The sequence below is a fragment of the Oerskovia sp. USHLN155 genome, from assembly GCF_037145535.1.
Lineage (GTDB): Bacteria > Actinomycetota > Actinomycetes > Actinomycetales > Cellulomonadaceae > Oerskovia > Oerskovia rustica.
Genome location: NZ_JBBCXG010000013.1, coordinates 85,829 through 105,920, shown reverse-complemented (window position 1 = coordinate 105,920; position 20,092 = coordinate 85,829). Strand labels below are relative to the sequence as shown.

The 20,092-nt window shown below is 73.5% G+C and carries 16 protein-coding genes; 12 read left to right on the top strand and 4 right to left on the bottom strand.

Annotated features, from left to right (window positions below; genetic code table 11):
- Nucleotides 1-167: 167 nt before the first annotated feature.
- Nucleotides 168-2,030, top strand: coding sequence for a dihydroxy-acid dehydratase (gene ilvD / locus WFH32_RS17695; RefSeq protein WP_191797402.1), 1,863 nt, complete (start codon nucleotides 168-170; stop codon nucleotides 2,028-2,030).
- Between the two features lie 102 nt (nucleotides 2,031-2,132).
- Here ilvD (WFH32_RS17695) and WFH32_RS17690 read toward each other — a convergent pair whose 3' ends face one another.
- Nucleotides 2,133-2,732 (bottom strand): hypothetical protein, encoded by a 600-nt coding sequence (locus WFH32_RS17690; protein WP_336708620.1) that lies wholly within the window; start codon nucleotides 2,730-2,732, stop codon nucleotides 2,133-2,135.
- Between the two features lie 80 nt (nucleotides 2,733-2,812).
- On the opposite strand from WFH32_RS17690, the gene ilvD (WFH32_RS17685) reads away from it, so the two are divergent.
- Both ilvD (WFH32_RS17685) and WFH32_RS17680 read left to right on the top strand, forming a co-directional pair.
- On the top strand, nucleotides 2,813-4,513 hold the full coding sequence (gene ilvD / locus WFH32_RS17685; protein WP_336708618.1) for a dihydroxy-acid dehydratase: 1,701 nt from the start codon (nucleotides 2,813-2,815) through the stop codon (nucleotides 4,511-4,513).
- Nucleotides 4,514-4,681: 168 nt separating this feature from the next.
- On the top strand, nucleotides 4,682-5,344 hold the full coding sequence (locus WFH32_RS17680) for a VOC family protein (RefSeq protein ID WP_336708616.1): 663 nt from the start codon (nucleotides 4,682-4,684) through the stop codon (nucleotides 5,342-5,344).
- 78 nt (nucleotides 5,345-5,422) lie between these two features.
- On the opposite strand, the gene WFH32_RS17675 is transcribed toward WFH32_RS17680, so the two are convergent.
- Entirely contained in the window at nucleotides 5,423-6,718 is a 1,296-nt protein-coding gene (locus tag WFH32_RS17675) for a cytochrome P450 (RefSeq protein ID WP_336708614.1), read from the bottom strand.
- Nucleotides 6,719-6,912: 194 nt separating this feature from the next.
- Here WFH32_RS17675 and WFH32_RS17670 point away from each other — a divergent pair, with 194 nt between their 5' ends.
- Genes WFH32_RS17670 through WFH32_RS17650 form a run of 5 tightly spaced genes read left to right on the top strand, consistent with a single transcriptional unit; the run spans nucleotide 6,913 to nucleotide 12,884 of the window.
- A complete protein-coding gene (locus WFH32_RS17670; protein WP_318244226.1) occupies nucleotides 6,913-8,028 on the top strand; it encodes a 3-oxoacyl-ACP synthase III family protein in 1,116 nt (371 codons plus the stop codon).
- Complete coding sequence (locus tag WFH32_RS17665; RefSeq protein ID WP_191797410.1) at nucleotides 8,025-8,846, top strand: glycosyltransferase family 2 protein; 822 nt, start codon at nucleotides 8,025-8,027, stop codon at nucleotides 8,844-8,846. The genes WFH32_RS17670 and WFH32_RS17665 overlap by 4 nt, the downstream gene beginning before the upstream one ends.
- Nucleotides 8,843-10,111, top strand: a complete 1,269-nt coding sequence (locus WFH32_RS17660; RefSeq protein ID WP_225228372.1) for a cytochrome P450 — start codon at nucleotides 8,843-8,845, stop codon at nucleotides 10,109-10,111. Before WFH32_RS17665 ends, WFH32_RS17660 begins: the two co-directional genes overlap by 4 nt.
- A complete protein-coding gene (locus tag WFH32_RS17655) occupies nucleotides 10,108-11,934 on the top strand; it encodes an AMP-binding protein (RefSeq protein ID WP_191797412.1) in 1,827 nt (608 codons plus the stop codon). Before WFH32_RS17660 ends, WFH32_RS17655 begins: the two co-directional genes overlap by 4 nt.
- Nucleotides 11,931-12,884, top strand: a complete 954-nt coding sequence (locus WFH32_RS17650) for an NAD-dependent epimerase/dehydratase family protein (RefSeq protein ID WP_336708610.1) — start codon at nucleotides 11,931-11,933, stop codon at nucleotides 12,882-12,884. The genes WFH32_RS17655 and WFH32_RS17650 overlap by 4 nt, the downstream gene beginning before the upstream one ends.
- Nucleotides 12,885-12,911: 27 nt before the next feature.
- Here WFH32_RS17650 and WFH32_RS17645 read toward each other — a convergent pair whose 3' ends face one another.
- Nucleotides 12,912-13,376 carry a GatB/YqeY domain-containing protein gene (locus tag WFH32_RS17645; protein WP_138823687.1) on the bottom strand — a complete coding sequence of 155 codons (465 nt, stop codon included), beginning with the start codon at nucleotides 13,374-13,376 and terminating at the stop codon, nucleotides 12,912-12,914.
- Nucleotides 13,377-13,867: 491 nt separating this feature from the next.
- Between WFH32_RS17645 and WFH32_RS17640 the strand changes: the two genes are divergently transcribed.
- From WFH32_RS17640 to WFH32_RS17625, 4 genes are all read left to right on the top strand, one after another.
- Nucleotides 13,868-15,787 carry an acetolactate synthase large subunit gene (locus WFH32_RS17640; RefSeq protein ID WP_191797414.1) on the top strand — a complete coding sequence of 640 codons (1,920 nt, stop codon included), beginning with the start codon at nucleotides 13,868-13,870 and terminating at the stop codon, nucleotides 15,785-15,787.
- A 20-nt stretch (nucleotides 15,788-15,807) separates the two neighbouring features.
- On the top strand, nucleotides 15,808-16,332 hold the full coding sequence (gene ilvN, locus WFH32_RS17635; protein WP_191797416.1) for an acetolactate synthase small subunit: 525 nt from the start codon (nucleotides 15,808-15,810) through the stop codon (nucleotides 16,330-16,332).
- A 91-nt stretch (nucleotides 16,333-16,423) separates the two neighbouring features.
- A complete protein-coding gene (gene ilvC / locus WFH32_RS17630; protein WP_191797418.1) occupies nucleotides 16,424-17,452 on the top strand; it encodes a ketol-acid reductoisomerase in 1,029 nt (342 codons plus the stop codon).
- A 388-nt stretch (nucleotides 17,453-17,840) separates the two neighbouring features.
- The gene (locus WFH32_RS17625; RefSeq protein WP_191797420.1) at nucleotides 17,841-18,470 is read left to right on the top strand and encodes an ASCH domain-containing protein; all 630 of its coding nucleotides are present in this window, start codon (nucleotides 17,841-17,843) and stop codon (nucleotides 18,468-18,470) included.
- A gap of 174 nt (nucleotides 18,471-18,644) precedes the next feature.
- Here WFH32_RS17625 and WFH32_RS17620 read toward each other — a convergent pair whose 3' ends face one another.
- Entirely contained in the window at nucleotides 18,645-19,877 is a 1,233-nt protein-coding gene (locus WFH32_RS17620) for an ROK family transcriptional regulator (protein WP_336708607.1), read from the bottom strand.
- Between the last annotated feature and the right edge of the window lie 215 nt (nucleotides 19,878-20,092).

Genomic DNA, 20,092 nt, shown 5'->3' with positions numbered 1-20,092 from the left:
ATCGGTGGTGCTACGTAGGGGGATCGCACATCGAGGTGCGGGTGGGAGCGCTGCACCCGTACGTGGACCACGAGCCGGACGACCGACGTCGCGGCCCCGACGCGGGCGTAGTGTGTCCGGGCGGTCACCTCCCAGGCCGCAGCACCACGTGAAGGAGCTGAACCGCCATGAGTCGCCCCCTGCGCTCTCGGACGTCCACCCACGGCCGCAACATGTCCGGTGCCCGCGCGCTCTGGCGCGCCACCGGCATGGGCTCGGAGGACTTCGGCAAGCCGATCATCGCGATCGCGAACTCGTACACGCAGTTCGTACCGGGCCACGTCCACCTCAAGGACATGGGCGACCTCGTCGCGTCGGCGATCCGCGAGGCCGGCGGCGTCTCCAAGGAGTTCAACACCATCGCGGTCGACGACGGCATCGCGATGGGTCACGCGGGCATGCTGTACTCGCTGCCCAGCCGCGACCTCATCGCCGACTCGGTCGAGTACATGGTCAACGCGCACTGCGCGGACGCGATCGTGTGCATCTCCAACTGCGACAAGATCACGCCCGGCATGCTCAACGCCGCGCTCCGGCTCAACATCCCGGTCATCTTCGTCTCGGGCGGGCCCATGGAGGCCGGCAAGGCCGTCGTGGCCGACGGCGTCGCATCGACGCACCTGAACCTCGTCAACGCGATCAACTACGCCGCGGACGACAACGTGAGCGACGCGGCCCTCGCCCAGGTCGAGGAGAACGCGTGCCCCACGTGCGGCTCCTGCTCGGGCATGTTCACCGCCAACTCGATGAACTGCCTGACCGAAGCCCTGGGCCTGTCGCTGCCCGGCAACGGCTCGACCCTCGCGACGCACTCGGCGCGCCGCGAGCTCTTCCTCGAGGCGGGCCGCACGATCGTCGACCTCGCGCGCCGCTACTACGACGACGAGGACGACTCGGCCGCGCCGCGCAACATCGCGACCAAGGCCGCCTTCGCCAACGCCATGACGCTCGACGTCGCCATGGGCGGATCGACCAACACGGTCCTGCACATCCTCGCCGCCGCGCAGGAGGGCGAGATCGACTTCGACCTGACCGACATCGAGCGCATCAGCCGCCAGGTCCCGTGCCTGTCCAAGGTCGCACCCAACCACCCGAACTTCCACATGGAGGACGTCCACCGTGCGGGCGGCATCCCCGCGCTGCTCGGCGAGCTCGACCGCGCCGGGCTCCTGGACCACGACGTCACCTCGGTCCACACCCCGACGCTGCGCGAGTGGCTCGACGACTGGGACGTCCGCGGCGGCAAGGCCACCGAGCGGGCCGTCGAGCTGTTCCACGCGGCCCCCGGCGGGGTGCGCACCACGCAGGCGTTCTCCACGTCGAACCGTTGGGACCACCTCGACACCGACGCCGCGAACGGGTGCATCCGCGACCTGGAGCACGCGTACACGGTCGAGGGCGGACTGGCCGTGCTGCGCGGCAACCTCGCCGAGGACGGTGCGGTCTTCAAGACCGCAGGCGTCGACCCCGACGTGTTCCACTTCGTCGGCAAGGCCCTGGTCTGCGAGTCGCAGGACGAGGCCGTCGAGAAGATCCTCACCAAGCAGGTCGAGCCCGGTCACGTCGTCGTCGTGCGCTACGAGGGCCCCGCAGGCGGGCCCGGCATGCAGGAGATGCTCTACCCGACCTCCTTCATCAAGGGACGCGGCCTCGGGAAGGTGACCGCGCTCATCACCGACGGCCGATTCTCGGGCGGTTCGAGCGGCATCTCGGTGGGCCACGTGTCGCCCGAGGCCGCGGCCGGCGGCGTGATCGGGCTGGTCGAGGACGGCGACGAGATCGAGATCGACGTCGACACGCGCCTCATCCGCCTCAACGTGTCCGACGAGGTCCTCGCCGAGCGCCGCGCCAAGATGGAGGCGCGCGAGAACCCCTGGCAGCCCGTCGACCGCGACCGCTACGTGTCCCCGGCGCTCCAGGCCTACGCCGCGATGGCGACGTCCGCCGACCGCGGCGCCGTGCGCGACGTGTCGCTGCTCAAGCGGCGCTGACCCGGCCGCAGGTCCCACGACGACGGGCCCGTACCCCTGGAGGGTGCGGGCCCGTCGTCGTCGGCGCGGTGCTGGGACGGGCTGGTCAGGGACGAGCGCGCGTCAGCACTGCTCCTCGGACTGCTCCGTGACGACCCACGTGGACCCGGCCGGCGCCATGACGGCCGTACCGCAGTCCCCGCCCGCGTACGCGACCGCGAGGACCGTCGCGTCGGGGCGCTCCTCGCGCACCGTGACCTCGACCTGCGCGACGTCACCGACCGCGGCGTAGAGCGCGGCCGTGGTCGTGATCATCGACGCGCAGTCCGTGATGCCCGGCCACCCCTGCGCGGTCATCTCCGCGACCATCCGGTCGGCGAGCGCCGGAGCGAGGTACCCGCAGGCCGTCTCCACGTCCGGCACGCGGCTCGCGGCGAGCCACGCGCGGAACGCGTCCTCGGGTGCCTCGGCGCTCTGGGGGGTGGGCGGTGCGTCGGGAGACTCCGGGGCCGGGGCCGGGGCCGGGGGTGCGGCGGGTGCGGTCACGGTGGGCGAGTGAGCGGAGCCTGTGCCACCCCTAGCCGGGGCGGACGCGTCCGTGCGGGTCGACGCGCCGGTCGACGCGCCCCCGGCGCAGGCCGTCAGCGCGGCGAGCGCGAGAGCCGCCACGGCGAGAGCACGACCGGGGCGGGCGCGGGCGCTGTGCGGCGTCGTTGCAGTCACGCGGGCATCCTGCCACAGGTACAGCGGCGCCACTGCGGGTGTCTGGTGGCCCGCCGCCCACCGCGAGGAGATACTCGGGTATGGCCAGCGACGACATCGACATCAAGCCCCGCTCCCGCACCGTGACCGACGGCATCGAGGCCACGGCCTCGCGCGGCATGCTCCGCGCCGTCGGCATGGGAGACGAGGACTGGGGCAAGCCCCAGATCGGCATCGCGAGCTCGTGGAACGAGATCACGCCGTGCAACCTGTCGCTCGACCGGCTCGCGCAGGGGGCCAAGGAGGGCGTGCACGCGGGCGGCGGGTACCCGCTGCAGTTCGGCACCATCTCGGTGTCCGACGGCATCTCGATGGGTCACGAGGGCATGCACTTCTCGCTCGTGTCGCGCGACGTCATCGCGGACTCGGTCGAGACGGTCATGCAGGCCGAACGCCTGGACGGGTCGGTGCTGCTCGCCGGGTGCGACAAGTCGCTCCCGGGCATGCTCATGGCTGCCGCCCGCCTCGACCTCGCGAGCGTGTTCCTCTACGCGGGCTCGATCATGCCGGGCTGGGTCAAGCTCGAGGACGGCACCGAGAAGGACGTCACGCTCATCGACGCGTTCGAGGCCGTGGGCGCGTGCTCGCGCGGGCTCATGAGCCGTGAGGACCTCGACCGCATCGAGCGCGCGATCTGCCCGGGCGAGGGCGCGTGCGGCGGCATGTACACCGCGAACACCATGGCGTCGGTCGCCGAGGCCATGGGCATGTCGCTCCCCGGATCGGCCGCACCGCCCTCGGCCGACCGACGCCGCGACAACTTCGCGCACCGTTCGGGCGAGGCCGTGGTCGAGCTGCTGCGTCGTGGCATCACCGCGCGCGACATCATGACCAAGAAGGCGTTCGAGAACGCGATCGCGGTCGTCATGGCGTTCGGCGGCTCGACCAACGCGGTGCTCCACCTCCTCGCGATCGCGCACGAGGCCGAGGTCGACCTGACCCTCGACGACTTCGACCGGGTCGCTGCGAAGGTCCCGCACCTGGGCGACCTCAAGCCGTTCGGCCGCTACGTCATGAACGACGTCGACCGCATCGGCGGCGTGCCCGTGGTCATGAAGGCGCTGCTCGACGCGGGCCTGATCCACGGTGACGCGCTCACGGTCACTGGCCGGACGGTGAGTGAAAACCTAGCGGACCTGGCGCCCCCCGACCCCGACGGCAAGATCCTGCGCGCCCTCGACAACCCCATACACCGCACCGGCGGCATCACGATCCTCGGCGGCTCGCTCGCGCCCGAGGGAGCCGTGGTCAAGTCGGCAGGCTTCGACTCCGACGTGTTCGAGGGCACGGCCCGCGTGTTCGAGCGCGAGCGCGCGGCGCTCGACGCCCTCGAGGACGGGACCATCACCGACGGCGACGTCGTCGTCATCCGGTACGAGGGGCCCAAGGGCGGGCCGGGCATGCGCGAGATGCTCGCGATCACGGGAGCCATCAAGGGCGCGGGCCTCGGCAAGACCGTGCTGCTCCTGACCGACGGGCGCTTCTCGGGCGGGACGACGGGGCTGTGCGTGGGGCACGTCGCCCCCGAGGCCGTGGACGCCGGGCCCATCGCGTTCGTGCGTGACGGCGACCGTATCCGCCTCGACGTCGCACGCAAGACGCTCGACCTGCTGGTCGACCCGGCCGAGCTCGAGGCCCGCAAGGACGGGTGGGAACCTCTCGCCCCGACGTTCACCCGGGGAGTGCTCGCCAAGTACGCCAAGCTCGTCCAGTCGGCCTCGCGCGGGGCGATCCTCGAGTAGGGGGCTGCGCGCGGTCGAGCACGGGGTGGGGGCCGTTCCGACGGTCGGAACGACCACGACCCCGTGCTCGGCACCCGCGGTCGCGACTGCTGGCGACGTGGTCCGGGCTGCGGGATAGTGGACGAGGAACGCCCACCGTCCGCGCCGAACCGCACCGGAGCAGCAGCCATGAGCGACGCGATCACCGCCCGACAGTTCCACGACAGCGACGGGGTGGAGGACTGGCGCGTCGTGCTCGGCCCCGCGCAGGCCCGCTTCCGGACCGACTCGTTCACGGCCGGGGTCGAGCTGGTCGACGCGATCGGCGAGCTGGCCGAGGGCATGAACCACCACCCCGACGTCGACCTGCGGTACGCGACCGTCACCGTCCGGGTGTCCTCGCACGACGTGGGCGGGCTGAGCAGGCGCGACGTGACCCTGGCCCGGCGGATCTCCCTCGTGGCCAAGGAGCTCGAGCACCCGGCCGAGACCGACGGGCTGCTCGAGGTCGAGATCGCGGTCGACGCCCTCGACCGGCCCGCCGTCCGGCCCTTCTGGCGGGCGGTGCTCGGCTACGCCGAGGCGCCGCCCGAGGACGAGGGGCTGGGGCTCACCGACCCGGCAGGGTATGGGCCGTCGGTCTGGTTCCAGCAGATGGATGCGCCGCGCCCCCAGCGCAACCGCATCCATCTCGACGTCTCCGTCCCGCACGACCAGGCCGAGGCGCGCGTCACCGCGGCCATCGCGGCGGGCGGGCACCTGGTCTCCGACTCCCGGGCGCCGGCGTTCTGGGTGCTCGCGGACGTCGAGGGCAACGAGGCGTGCATCTGCACGTGGCAGGCGCGCGACTGAGTCGCGAGGCTCGACCGAACAACCTGTCGGAGCGAGCGTGCCCCCGAGGGCAGGCTCGCTCCGACAGGTTGCGGGGCGTCAGTCGCGCGCCACGACCAGGGTCCGGTAGCCCGGGATCAGCACCCCGCGCTGCGCGCTGCGCGACACGACCCGCAACGGTTCGCCGTCGTCCCAGAGCGTGTGCAGGAGCGCGCCGATCTCCGCGCGGGCCAGCGCCGCCCCGAGGCACAGGTGACGCCCCGCACCGAACCAGAGCTGGCGGCTCTCGCGGACGTAGGGGCGGTCGGCACGGAACGGTCCGGCACCGATGTTCGCGCTCCAGACGAGCATCATGATGCGCTCGCCCTCGGCGAGACGGCGACCCGCGACCTCGACGTCGGCCGCGACGCCCCGGCCGATGACCGAGGCGGGGCTCGTGACACGCAGCCCTTCACGCACGGCGTTCTCGACGGCGTCGGGCTCGCCCGGGGCGCGGACCTCTCCCGCCGCCGAGCGGTCGGCATCGGCGCGCATCCGGTCGAGCAGGCGGTGCTGCTCGCCCGTGTCGACGAGCAGCGCGGTCGTCCGTGCCATGGCGGAGGCCGAGGTCTCCGTGCCCGCGACCATGAGGAGGCACGCGAGCCCCGTCGTCTCCTCGAGGCCGAGCCCCAGCTCTCGGCAGCGGCCGAGCAGAGTGTCGGCGGGCGCGTCGCGCCAGCCCGCCGGGACGCCGCGGGTGAGCTCGGCGACGATCTCGCGGGCCGCGGCGACCTGGGCGGGGGACAGGTGCGTCGACCCCGCGCTCCCCAGGGCGATCGTCGCGAGGCGCTCGCCGGTCTCGAAGACCGTCAGGGCGTCCTCGTCGGTGGGCCAGGTACCTGGCGCCCGCCTGGACCCTCGCGAGGGGTCGCCGTCGGCGCTGGCGTCCGGCCCCGGTACGCCCAGGAGCGAGATCATCATGCGACCCACGAGCACTCGCGCCAGGCGTGCGACGTCGACCGTCCCGCCCGCCCGCAGCGCCTCACGGGCCGCGGCGAGAGGACCGGACCACGCGCCCTCGACGAGCTCGGCCGAGCTGGCCTCGGTGAACAGCTCGCGCGACCGCGAGCGCAGGTCGTGGTGCCCCGGGCCGTCGAACAGGTCGAGCACCCAGTCGCCCAGGATCTGCGCCCACAGGTGCCCGACCCCGCCCTCGCCCACGATCGTGAACGACCGGTGGTCGCCCAGGACGGTGCGGGAGACCACGGGGTCGGCCGTGACCCAGCCCAGGCCGGGCACCTTGCGCAGGGGCGGCCCGGGCAGGTGGCGCGAGAGATGGCCGCCGAGCAGCACGGCGGCCATGCCGGGGCGGGCACGGCGCAGGAGGTCCACCTCGTGGCGGGTCGTGGGGAGCACGACGGACAGTCTGGCGCATCCGGCGGCCGGTCGTGGTCGTCCGGGGTCGTCCTGTGGGCGACGGCAGGGCGACGGCGGGGCGACGGCAGGGCGACGGCGGGGCGACGGCGGGGCGACGGCCTGTGGGCCGAGCGCCCGACTCTCACCCGTGGACAACCTCGGTGGGGCTCGGGTTCGTGGCTACGCTGTCGCGGGTGCCGATCATCGCCCACCCTCCAGCGCACCCTTCGGGGACCCGCGCGACGCTCGCCCCGGTCCGGGGCCCGGCTCCTGCCGCCGTGATCGCGGGGGTGGGCGTCCACCTGCCCGAGCGCACCGTGCGGGTCGCCGACGCCGAGCGGGACCTGGCCCGCACGAGCGCTCCCGGTGCCGTGCCGCGCCTGCCCATGGTCTCGCGCCTGACCGGGGTCCGGCAGGTCCACGTCCTGCCCGACGACTGGAACGCCTCGGACCTCGCGGCCGCCGCCGCGGCCAAGCTCCTCGCTGCGCAGGGGCTCGACGCCCGGGACGTCGACCTGCTGATCTTCGCCTCGGCGAGCCAGGACATGGTCGAGCCGGCGACGAGCCACATCGTCGCGGCCAGGCTGGGGGTGCGCTCCCCGGTCATGGACGTCAAGAACGCGTGCAACTCGGTCCTCAACGCGATCGAGGTCGCCGAGGCCCTCGTCGCCACGGGCCGGTACGGGACGGTCCTCGTCGCGTGCGGCGAGGCGCCGTCGCGCGCGGTCCGGTGGGACGTCCCGGACCGGGCGACGTACCTGCTGTCCGCGCCGGGCTACACCATGTCCGACGCCGGAGCGGCGGTCCTGGTGCGACGCGCACCTGAGCCGGTGGTCGGCACGAGCGACGACGCGCCCGCCCCGGCGGGCATCCTCGCGAGCGCTTTCGGTGCCGAGTCGACGCACTGGGACGTCGGTATGCTCCCCGGTGGGGGGACGGCCTTCCCGCGAGATCTCGACCGCACGTACTTCGAGATCGACGGGTCGCGGCTGCGCGACGCGTTCCTGGCGCTCGGGCCGGGCGTGATCCTCGAGGCGCTCGACCGCGCGGGACTGACGTGGGACGACGTGGCCCTGGTCGCGGTGCACCAGGTCGCGGTCGCCTACCTGGCGGACGTCCACGAGGCCCTGGGCCTGCCCGAGGGGCGGACGATCGTCACGGTCGCCGAGCACGGGAACGTCGCCTCGGCGACGCTGCCGCTCCAGCTCGTGACCGCACTGGAGAGCGGCCGCGTGGGTCCGGGGGACGTCGTGCTGCTCGTCGGGCTGGCCGGCGGGATCAGCATCGGAGCCATGGCGGTGCGGCTGTGACCGCGGAGGGCCCCGCGGGGACGGGTGCGGCGCCCGGGCAGCGGACGCCACCGCTCCCGGTCCGTCTCGCGGTCGTCGTCCCGGCGCTCAACGAGGCGCACGAGCACGGGATCCTCGCGACGCTGCGCGCCCTGCGCGTCCAGGAGGACCGTGACTTCGACCTGGTCGTGGTCGACAACGGCTCGACCGACGGCACCCCGGACCTCGTGCGGGCGACCCTCGCGGACTGGGACGAGCCACGCTGGCGTCTGGTGACCGAAGCCCAGAAGGGGACGGGCGCCGCGGCGGACACGGGCATGCGCGCGGCGATCGCCGCGGGCGCGACCCACCTCGCGCGCACCGACGCGGACTGCGTGCCCCCGCCGGACTGGACGGTCCGCGTGAAGGCCGCGTTCGCCGTCGGGCACGACCTGGTGGCGGGGCGGATCGTCGCGCGCACCGACGACCTGCCCGTGTCCCGTGCGCGGCAGGCGATCCTGTCGGGGGCCGTGAGCCTCGCGAGCACGTTCGGGAAGTTCCGCCCCGGCAACCAGGACCCGTCCTACCTGGGTCCGTACGTCATGGCGCCCGGGTGCAACATGGCCGTCACGGCGGACCTGTACGAGCGCGCGGGCGGCTTCCCCCGCACCGCGATCGAGGACCTGCACGAGGACCGCGCCCTGGTGAACGCCGTGCGCCGCCTCACGTCGGCCTACGGCGCGCACCCCGAGGTCGTGGTGCGCGCCTCGACGCGACGCGCGCACGCCTGGGGGCTCGTGCGGACCCTGGGCTGGTACGCCGACCACCGCTACAAGCCCGAGGTCGTGGACATCCGATGACGGCAGACACGTCCCCGCGAGCGCCGGGCGCCGGGTCGAGCACCGCCCAGGGATCCGCCCGTGACGCGCACCGCTGGGAGGAGCGCGTCCAGCGCGGCGCGCACCCGCTCGTCTACCCGGCGTTCCGGGCGCTCGCCCGGCGTGGCCCGGTCGTGCGCGTGCCGGGGCTCGGGGTCGTGGTGAACGACGCCGTGACGGCACGTGAGGTCCTGCTCGACACCGAGCACTTCTCCAAGGTCGGCCCCGGGGCGCCCTCGGACCTGTGGACGCCCGTGCTGGGGCCGTCGGTCCTGCTCAACATGGAGGGCGAGGACCACGCGACGCTGCGGCGGGCCCTGTCGGGGCTGTTCACCCAGCGCTCGGTCGCGCAGCTCACCGCGACCGAGGCAGGGGCGTCGCTGGGGACGTTGGCCCCTCGCCTGCTCGCGGGCGAGACGGTGGACCTGGTGCAGGAGGTCGGGGCGCTCGCGGGCACGGTCATCTGCCGCATGACAGGTCTGCCGCCCACCGACGCCGCGGTGCGCGACGCGATGGTCGCGGCGCAGTCCGTCGTCGGGCTCGTGCGCCTGCACCGGCGCAGCCTCACGCCCTCCCAGGTGCGCTACGCCCGCGAGGTGCTGGGCACGCTGAGCGAGCCCGCGCGGGCCGCGTACCACGACGGGGACCCCGCGACGGTGCCGGGGCGCATGCGCGGTCTCGGGCTGAGCGAGCGCGAGGCGCTGGGCGCGGTCGGGGCGTTCGTCATGACGGGCACCGAGACCATCCAGTCGTTCACGCCGCGCCTGGTCGCGCTCGCGGTCGACACCGGGTGGATGGATCGCCTGCTGCTCGCGGGACCGGACGACGCCCTGCGCGGCCGCGTGGTCGAGGAGGCGCTGCGCGTCACGGTGCCGACCCCGGCGATGCTCCGGTCCGTGCGCTCGGCCCACAGGGTGGGAGCCGTGCCGGTGCGGGCGGGGGAGCGCGTCGTCATCGCGACCGTGACGTGCTGCCGGGCGGGCGGGGCGTTCGACCCCGCACGTGACGCGGACCCGGCGCTGCGCAACCTGTGGTTCGGCGCTGGTCCGCACTTCTGTCTCGGCATGCCGCTCGCGATGGCGCAGGTGGGGGCGGTCCTGGACGCGTTGCGCCCGGTCGCGACGGCCGGGCGCTCGCTGCGGGTCGCGGGGCGCGAGGTCGCGCGGGGCGTCCTCATCCCGTCCTACCGGCGCCTGCGGATCGAGGCCGCCGCGTCGGCCTCGGTGCCGGTGGAGGAGGCGCCGTGAGCGGCCCGACGACGGAGCACCTGCTCGCGACCATCGGCGGCCACGCGCGGGGGGCGCGCGGCGACGAGGTGGCGCTGCGCTGGTGGGCGCGTCCGGCGCACCGCGCACGACGGGGCCGGGAGAGTGCGGGCGGCGCGCCCGCACCGGGCGGCGAGCCGCTCGACCGGGTCCGCGAGGAGGTCACGTACCGCGAGCTGGCGCGCCGCATCGAGGCCACGGCCGACGCCTTGCACCGGGAGGGCATGCGACCGGGGGACCGCGTGCTGTTCTCGGTCCGCCCCCGGCCCGGGGGGATCGTTCTCGCGCTCGCCGTCGTGCGGCTCGGGGCCGTGATCGTGTTCGTCGACCCGGGCTCGACGCCCGAGCTCTTCGCCGCGCGCGTCGCGGCCGCAGGCCCGCGCTGGGCCATGACCGAGTCGCTGCTCTACGCGATCTCGCGCGGTCCGTTGCGGCGCCTGGCCCGCTCGCGCGGCCTCCTGCTGCCCGACTACGCGAGCCTCCCGCTGCGGCACGTCCGGTCCGGCCCGTGGCTGCCCGGGGTGCCCCGGCGGTCGCTGCCGGCGCGCGCGCTCGCCTCGGGGGTACGTGGGGCCGGCGGGCAGGGCGTCGGGCCGACGCCCGTGACGGGCCTGCCGCTCGACGGCGAGGCGCTCGTGGTCTTCACGTCGGGCACCACGTCGGACCCGAAGGCCGTCGTCCACTCCGCGGGCTCGCTCGGTGCGGGCTGCGCCCTGCTGGGCGCGGCCTTCGAGCTCATGCCGGGAGACGTGGTGCACACCGACCAGATGCTCCTGGGCATCCCGGCGCTGCTCGCGGGTGGGACCTGGTCCATCCCGCCGGGGACCCCCGCGCAGGACGTCGTGGCCTTCGGTCGGCACGCGGCCGGGCAGGCCGGGACGTACCTGGTCCCGGCGGACCTCACGCTCCTGCTCGACGCGGTCGAGACCGGCCGGGCTCCCGCGCTGGGCCCGCGGGTCGGGCTCGTCGGTGGCGCGCCCGTGACGCGGTCGATCCTCGACCGCGCCCGCCGGTCGCTGCCGACCACGCGGTGGATCGGGGTCTACGGCATGACCGAGATCCTGCCCGTCGCGGTGGTCGAGGCCGCAGACAAGCTCGCGCACGCCGGGGACGGCGACCTGGTCGGTCGCCCGCTGCCGGGCGTCGAGGCCCGGATCGACGCCACGGCCGTGGAGGGCTGTGCGAGCGAGCCCGGCGACGACGCCCGACCGACCGGCCCCACGGTGGGCGAGCTGGTCCTGCGCGGCCCGTCCCTCATGAAGGGGTATCTCGCCCACCTCGACGGCGGACGGCCACCGGTGAGCGAGCACCGCACGGGCGACCTCGCGCACCTCGACGAGCTGGGTCGGATCGTCCTCGTGGGGCGCACCCGCGACATGATCATCCGCGGCACGGTCAACATCTACCCGGGGCTGTTCGAGCCGCGGCTCGCCGCGCTGCCCGGCGTCGGGGAGGCAGCCCTCGTGGGCGTCCTCCAGGAGGACGGCGACGAGAAGGTCGTCCTCGTGGTGACCTCCGCCCCCGCCTGCGCGGCCGGTGCACCCGCCGGGACGCACGCGGCCAGGGCGGCGGGCGTCGTCGGGCCGGCAGAGGGCCAGGGCGAGCCCGTCCTGACTGCCGACCACCCGCTGCTCGTCGGCGTCCGGTCCGCGCTGCCGGACGTGCTGGACCATGGAGCGCTGCCGGACCTGGTCCTGCATGCCGACCGCCTGCCGCTCGCGGGGCGCAGCCGCAAGCCCGACCGCGCGACGCTCTCCCGCGCCGCGGCGCGCCACCTCGCGACGACCGGGGCGCGGCCCACGTGAGCCTGCGCGTCGGCGTCACGGGGGCGTCGGGGTTCGTCGGGGGAGCCGTCGCTCGACGCGCCGTGGCCCACGGTCACCGGGTGTGGACCTTCTCGCGGCGCGACGCGCACGTCTCCGGGGCAACGCACCGGACGTGGGACCTCGAGGCAGGGGTGCTCGCGGCACCGCCCGCGCTGGACGTCGTCGTGCACGCGGGGGCGGCGGTCTCCGACTGGGCGCGCCACGACGTCGCGTGGGCGACCAACGTCGAGGGCACGCGCGCCGTGCGGGACACGTTCCCGGCGGCGCGGTTCGTGCACGTGTCCTCGGGCAGCGTCTACGACCCCTTCATCCCTACGGTCCGGGGACGGGAGGGCGAGGCACCCGTCGAGCGGTACCTCAACGCCTACGGCGCGACCAAGGCCGCCGCCGAGCGGGTCCTCGCCACCGACGCCCGCACGCCCGGGCGCGGACCCGTCGTCGTGCTGCGCCCCCACGCCGTGTACGGCCCGGGGGACACGACGCTCCTGCCGCGCATCGAGGGTGCGATCCGGGGCAGGCGGCTCGTGCTCGTCGGGGATGGGTCGGCGCTGCAGTCGCTCACGCACGTGGACACGCTCGTCGAGGCGGCGCTCGCGGCCGCGACGGTCGACCTGCCGCACGGTCAGCCCCTCGTGGTCAACGTCGCGGACGCCGGGCCCGTGGTCCTGGGCGAGGTCGTCGTCGAGCTCCTGCGCCGTAGGGGGCACGACGGCGTCACCCTCGCCGGGATCCCGGCCCGCCCCGCGTGGGTGCTCGCCGCGTGCGCCGAGGCTCTCGCACGCTGGACGCGGCGGCCCGAGCCGCCGCGCCTGACCCGGTACGCCATCAGCCACCTCGCGGCCGAGCGCACCTACGACCTGACGGTGCTGCGCGAGGTCCTGGGGGTCGAGCCCCGGGCGACGTCGCTCGCGGGGGCGGAGAACTGGTGACGCGCGGGCCGGTCGCCCCGTGCCAGGTCAGAGCGCCCCGAGCGCCTGACGGACGGCCTGCGAGAGCGCCTTGCCGTCGACACGGCCGATCCCGGCCGCCGCGGCAGTGGCGGTCTTCATGACCGTGCCCATGTCCTTCATGGACGAGGCGCCGGTCGAGACGACCGCGGCGGCCACGAGTGCGTCGAGCTCGGCGGGCGTGAGGCTCGCAGGCAGGTACTTCTCGATGAAGTCGGCCTCGCGGGTCTCGTTGTCGGCACGCTCGGTCGCGGCCGCGTCGGTGTAGATCTGGGCGCTCTCGCGACGCTTCTTGACCTCGGCGGCCAGGACCGTCTGGACCTCGGCGTCGGTCAGCTCGCGCGCGGTCGAGCCGGACTTCTCCGCGGTGCGGACGGCGCCGATGACCTGGCGCAGGGTGTTCTTGGCGAACTCGTCGCGGGCCTTCATGGCGGTGGTGAGGTCGGCTGTCATTCGCTCGATCGTGGTGGTCATGGGTCCATGGTGCCTGGTCCCACGGCTCCGGCCCTACTGCATTGCCCCGCAGCACGGGGCAGGGACTCGGACAGCCCCCGTCCTCGGTGCCCCGCGCGCCCGGCCGGACCATCGTCGTCGGGCCGGACGTCCCATTCCCTGAGATGTCCGGCCCGACGCATGACATCGCCGGATCGAGGGCGTAGTGTGCACAACGTGCAGACGATCCTTCTCGTAGTACTTCCTGAGCGCGCCGGCTGAGGCCAAGCAACCAGGTCTCGTCAGCGCGCTCACCCCTCGAAGAGCCCTCACCGGGTACGAGGGGTTTTTTCATGTCACGACCACGACCGTCATGACCACCCCCTCCGGGCACACCCCGCTCCGGAGCCGGTCACCGGACCGCACCACCCCGCGGCAGAACAGCACGGAGAGCACCAGAAGTACCAGCACCACCACGGTGAGCTCGATCCAGCCGGTGGCAGCCAGTCGCCACCGAGAAACAGGAGATACCGATGGTCCAGGGTCCCCACCCGGCCCCGCCGACGCCGAGCGCCCCCGCGCCCGCCGGCGAGGCCGTGGCGCCGAAGCCAGCCCCTTCCCCCGCGAGCCTCGCAGCCCGCCCCGACAGCCGAGCACGCGCCTCGGTCACCGGCGAGCGCACCCCCAGCCTCGTCGTCGGGCCCGAGGAGGTGACGGGCGCGCAGTCGATCGTCCGCTCGCTCGAGGAAGCCGGTGTGGACGTCGTCTTCGGCATCCCCGGCGGTGCGATCCTGCCGACGTACGACCCGCTCATGGACTCCAAGAAGCTTCGCCACATCCTCGTGCGCCACGAGCAGGGCGGCGGCCACGCGGCCTCGGGCTACGCCCACGCGACCGGCCGCGTCGGCGTGACCATGGCGACGTCGGGCCCCGGCGCGACGAACCTCGTCACGCCCATCGCCGACGCCAACATGGACTCGATCCCGCTCGTGGCCATCACGGGCCAGGTCGGCGCGTCCCTGATCGGGACCGACGCCTTCCAGGAGGCCGACATCGTCGGCATCACCCTGCCGATCACCAAGCACAACTTCCTCGTCACCGACCCCGACGAGATCCCGCGCGTCATCGCCGAGGCCTTCCACATCGCCCAGACCGGGCGCCCCGGGCCCGTCCTCGTCGACATCGCGAAGTCCGCGATGCAGGCGCGCACCACGTTCTCGTGGCCGCAGGAGCTGCAGCTGCCCGGCTACCACCCCGTGACCAAGCCGCACTCCAAGCAGATCCGCGAGGCCGCCCGCCTGCTCGCGACCGCCAAGCGCCCCGTGCTGTACGTGGGCGGTGGCGCGATCCGCGCGAACGCCTCGGCCGAGCTGCGCAAGCTCGTCGACCTGTCGGGCGCCCCCGCCGTGACCACCCTCATGGCCCGCGGCGCGCTGCCCGACTCGCACCCGCAGAACCTCGGCATGCCCGGCATGCACGGCACCGTCCCCGCGGTCGCCGCGCTCCAGAAGGCCGACCTCGTCGTGGCCCTCGGTGCCCGCTTCGACGACCGCGTCACGGGCACGCTCTCGAGCTTCGCACCGCACGCCACGATCGTGCACGCCGACATCGACCCCGCAGAGATCGGCAAGAACCGCGAGGTCGACGTCCCGATCGTGGGCGACCTGCGCGAGGTCATCTCCGACCTGCTGCCCGAGCTCGAGCGCGAGCACGCCGCCAAGGGACAGCCGGACCTCGGCGCCTGGTGGCGCCAGATCGACGACTGGCGCGAGACCTACCCCCTCGGCTACTCCGAGCCCGAGGACGGACACCTCGCCCCGCAGCACGTCATCCAGCGCCTCGGCGAGATATCCGGCCCCGACTCGATCTACGTCGCGGGCGTCGGCCAGCACCAGATGTGGGCCGCCCAGTTCATCCGCTACGAGCACCCCAAGACCTGGCTCAACTCGGGTGGCCTCGGCACCATGGGCTACTCGATCCCGGCCGCGATGGGCGCCAAGGTCGGCCAGCCCGACAAGACCGTGTGGGCGATCGACGGCGACGGCTGCTTCCAGATGACCAACCAGGAGCTCGCGACCTGCACGATCAACGAGATCCCCATCAAGGTCGCGCTGATCAACAACTCCTCGCTCGGCATGGTCCGCCAGTGGCAGACCCTGTTCTACGAGTCCCGCTACTCCAACACCGACCTGCACACGGGTCGCGGCACGCAGCGCGTGCCCGACTTCGTCAAGCTCGCCGACGCGTACGGCTGCGAGGGCATCCGGGTCGAGTCCAAGAGCGAGGTCGACGCCGCGATCAAGCGCGCCATGGAGATCGACGACCGGCCCGTCGTCGTCGACTTCAACGTCTCGCGCGACGCGATGGTGTGGCCCATGGTCGCCTCGGGCGTGAGCAACGACAACATCCAGTACGCACGCGGCATCTCGCCCGCGTGGGACCGCGAAGACTGAGACCGGGGAGAGCCGCAACCATGTCCCGACACACCCTCTCCGTGCTCGTGGAGAACAAGCCCGGCGTGCTCACGCGCGTCGCGGGCCTGTTCGCCCGCCGCGCGTTCAACATCCACTCGCTCGCCGTGGGCCCCACGGAGCACGAGGAGATCTCGCGCATCACCGTGGTCGTCGACGTCGACCAGAACCCGCTCGAGCAGGTCACCAAGCAGCTCAACAAGCTCGTCAACGTGATCAAGATCGTCGAGCTCGACCAGACGTCCTCGGTCCAGCGCGAGCTCCTGCTCGTCAAGGTCCGCGCCGACGGCGCCAACCGCACGGGCGTCCTCGAGGTCGTCGAGCTGTTCCGCGCCAAGGTCGTCGACGTCGTCCCCGACGCCGTGACGATCGAGGCCACGGGCACCCCGGAGAAGCTGAGCGCCCTCCTCGGCGCGCTCGACCCCTACGGCGTCCGTGAGATCGTCAAGTCCGGCACCGTGGCCGTCGGCCGTGGCGCCCGCTCCATCACCGACCGGGCGCTCGACCGCGCCCACCGGTCCGCCTGACCCAGTCCATCCCGGTGGACACCCCCCACGTTGCCCACCGACGTCGAACTATCGTGTTCGGCATCACCTCAAGAACCCAAGGAGTAACACCGTGGCAGAGCTCTTCTACGACGACGACGCCGACCTCTCGATCATCCAGCAGAAGAAGGTCGCGGTCGTCGGCTACGGCAGCCAGGGACACGCGCACGCGCAGAACCTCCGCGACTCCGGCGTCCAGGTCGTCATCGCCCTCAAGGAAGGCTCCAAGTCGATCGCCAAGGCGACCGACGAGGGCTTCGAGGTCAAGACCGTCGCAGAGGCAGCCCAGTGGGCGGACCTCATCATGATCCTCGCGCCGGACCAGCACCAGCGCTCGATCTACAACGACGAGATCAAGCCGAACCTGGCCGCCGGCAAGACGCTCGCGTTCGCGCACGGCTTCAACATCCGCTTCGGCTACATCGAGGCCCCCGAGGGCGTCGACGTCATCCTCGTCGCGCCCAAGGCTCCGGGCCACACCGTGCGTCGCGAGTTCGTCGCGGGCCGCGGCATCCCCGACATCATCGCCGTCGAGAAGGACGCGTCGGGCCACGCGTGGGACATCGCGCTCTCGTACGCGAAGGCGATCGGTGGCACGCGCGCCGGCGTCATCAAGACGACGTTCACCGAGGAGACCGAGACCGACCTGTTCGGCGAGCAGGCCGTCCTGTGCGGTGGCGTGTCGCAGCTCGTCCAGTACGGCTTCGAGACCCTGACCGAGGCCGGCTACCAGCCGGAGATCGCCTACTTCGAGGTCCTGCACGAGCTCAAGCTCATCGTGGACCTCATGTGGGAGGGCGGCATCGCCAAGCAGCGCTGGTCGGTGTCGGACACCGCCGAGTACGGCGACTACGTCTCGGGCCCCCGGGTCATCGACCCGCGGGTCAAGGAGAACATGAAGGCCGTCCTCGGGGACATCCAGAACGGCGCGTTCGCGAAGCGCTTCATCGACGACCAGGACGCGGGCGCCCCCGAGTTCAAGGAGCTCCGCGCCAAGGGCGAGGCGCACCCGATCGAGGCCACGGGCCGCGAGCTGCGCGGGATGTTCGCGTGGGCGAAGTCGGGCGACGACGACTACACCGAGGGCTCGGTCGGTCGCTGACCCTCGCTTCGCTACGGCGAACCTTCTGAGGAGGGTGACCCGTCCTGCGCGATCTTCCGTCCGGCCCGGCGGCCTCCCGCCGGACCCGACCACGATCGCGCAGGACGGGTCACCCTCCTCTGTGCGTCCGGCTCGCCCGCGTGCTGCTCCGATGCCCGACGGCGGAGCCTCCCCGGGGTGCTCGTGTCACCTAGGGTGCGGCCCGCCGAGGGTGACGGCCCTGCCCGCCGACGGTGACGCTCCGTCGCCAAGGATCATGGGTCGGCGTGTCCCGCGGTCACCGTCGGCGCAGCGGGGCGCCATGGGAACAGGGTGGAATCGCCGACACCCCGTCGGTCAAAGCACGACAAGGCGGGCACTCCGGGTGTCCGTGGTCCACCATGGACGTATGAGCCACCACGACGACCGCGGACCGGACAGCACGAACGACAGCGCCGAGCCGGCGCCGCTGCCCGCCACAGGCGACGAGCACCGTGCCGCTTCGGCCGTCCCCGCGGGCGCGGATCCCGCTCGGGATGACGACGACTCGCGCGGCGAGGAGATCCTCGAGTTCTGGGAGACTGCGCGCGTCCGTGCGGGGGAGGGCAAGGTGGGCGTCGTGACCGGTTTCGGGATCTCGGCGACCGTGCCGCCGCCCGCCTGGTCCTTCGGGGACAACCCCGCGCTCGCCGACGGTCTGCTCGCAGCGGTGCTGTCGGGTGACAAGACTGCGACCTCCTCGTCGCACTGGGAGTACGGCGACGACGTGCCGCTGCCGCAGGTCGGCGAGCTCTCGATCATCCTCGACGGCGACGGGCACCCGCGGGCGCTCATCCGCACGACGTCGGTCGAGGTCGTCCCGTTCGACCAGGTCTCGGCCGACTTCGCGGCGGCCGAGGGCGAGGACGACCGGACGCTCGAGTCCTGGCGTGCCGGTCACCGGACGTACTTCACGCGGGTCCTGGTGGGCCACGAGTTCCGTGAGGACATGCCCGTGGTGTGCGAACGGTTCGAGCTGCGGTTCCCGCGGCAGCGGTGAAGCCGCCGCGCCCACCGGGCCCACCCAGGGACTGCGTGCCCGGTGGTGACGCGCACGGGTGAGGTGCCTCGAGGGGTCGGCGTGACGCCGTCGGGCAGCGAGCCGTCGGCCCGGGGGTGAGCGGTGGTCGCCGTCCCAGGCCGCGACCACCGCCCGTCGGGGCAGCGAGAGGAGCTACCCCGAGTAGGAGGGCGCCGGAGCGCCGCTGGTCGCCGTGCCCGCGCGCACCGTCTGGGCAGGCACGCCGTGCGCGCCGTGGTCCGAGGGGTGGGTCGAGACGCGGTCGAGGAGGAGCGCGCGGACGTCGGCCGCGACGACCGCCTGGGCGCCGCGGAGGACAGGGGCCGAGGGGGCCAGGGTCGGGACGATGAGCGCCACGCCCTGCTCGGTGTCCGTGAGGTGGCTGCGGGTCACGTCGGCGAGGCGTTGCCCCCCCGCGATGCACGTCGGGCCGCTGAGCACGACGAGGTGCGGCTCGACGACCGCGACGACCGGCTGGACGACGGTGGCGAGGCGGCGGCCGAAGTCCTCGACGAGCGCGACGACCGCCGGGCTGTCCGGGGCGGCGGTCATGGCTGCGAGGTAGTCCGTGTAGCTCTCTCCGGGGACGCCGTGCCGCTCGGCGAGCTCCTCGAACCGGCGGCCTCCGACGAGGTCCTGGAGGTTGACCGAGTGGTCGTCGTAGTCGCGGACGGTCACGGGCACGGGGAGGTAGCCGAGCTCGCCGGCGGCACCGGTGGCGCCGTGGTGGAGCCTGCCGTCGATGAGGGTCCCGAGGCCGATGCCGCCGCCGATCCACAGCAACGAGAAGCTCGCGTCGTCGCCCCGGCCGGCGTCGTGCTCGGCGATCGTGGCGAGGTTGACGTCGTTCTCGATGTGGACGGGGACGCCGAACTCCTGCTCGAGGAGCGAGCGGACGGCGAGGCGGGGCCATCCCGGCAGGTCGCCGACGAGCCAGAGGTCTCCGGTCGTCGGGTCGGCCGCGGCCTGGACCCCTGCGACGACCGCGCCGACCCGCTCGACGGGGACGTGGGCGTCGGCGCAGGCGGCGTGCCATGCGGCGCGGACGTCGCTCACCGCGGTGCGGTCGTCCGAGGTGGGCACCTCGGCGCCGCCGAGGACGGTTCCGTGGGCGTCGACGAGGCGGGCCTGGACGCCTCCGGGAAGGACGTCGAGCGCCAGCCCGACGACGACGTCGGTGCGCGCGGCGTACGTGACCGCCTGCGGGCCGCGGGCTCCTTGGACGGCCCCGGTGGGCTCGATGAGACCGGCCGACTCCAGGCGCGCCACGATCTGGGAGGATGTCGGACGGGAGACGCCGGTGAGGTCTCCGATCTGCGACCGGGTCATGGGGCCCGTGTCGAGCAGGAGCTCGAGCGCGGCGCGGTCGTTGATCGTGCGGAGCAATCCGGGGGTCCCCGGGACGTGCGTGCGGGACACGGCGTGGTGGCCTCTCTGCCAGCATCTTAGGAAAGTTTCCTAAGAGTTGCGTACTCTGGCGGTTTGCGCAAGTCGACGCGCGGTCCGCGCCTACCACCATCGAGCGTCGCGCGGGTCGGCGCGGACACCGTGGGAGCGCGACCAGCCGAGACGGCGACGCTCGGACCGCGAGATGACGCGGA

Excerpts from the sequence above, each read along its gene's own strand:
- WFH32_RS17625 (WP_191797420.1), top strand. The coding sequence starts at position 17,841 with ATGAGCCACCACGACGACCGCGGACCGGACAGCACGAACGACAGCGCC.
- WFH32_RS17645 (WP_138823687.1), bottom strand. The coding sequence starts at position 13,376 with ATGACCACCACGATCGAGCGAATGACAGCCGACCTCACCACCGCCATG.
- WFH32_RS17660 (WP_225228372.1), top strand. The coding sequence starts at position 8,843 with ATGACGGCAGACACGTCCCCGCGAGCGCCGGGCGCCGGGTCGAGCACC.
- WFH32_RS17680 (WP_336708616.1), top strand. The coding sequence starts at position 4,682 with ATGAGCGACGCGATCACCGCCCGACAGTTCCACGACAGCGACGGGGTG.
- ilvN (WP_191797416.1), top strand. The coding sequence starts at position 15,808 with ATGTCCCGACACACCCTCTCCGTGCTCGTGGAGAACAAGCCCGGCGTG.
- WFH32_RS17640 (WP_191797414.1), top strand. The coding sequence starts at position 13,868 with ATGGTCCAGGGTCCCCACCCGGCCCCGCCGACGCCGAGCGCCCCCGCG.
- ilvD (WP_336708618.1), top strand. The coding sequence starts at position 2,813 with ATGGCCAGCGACGACATCGACATCAAGCCCCGCTCCCGCACCGTGACC.
- ilvD (WP_191797402.1), top strand. The coding sequence starts at position 168 with ATGAGTCGCCCCCTGCGCTCTCGGACGTCCACCCACGGCCGCAACATG.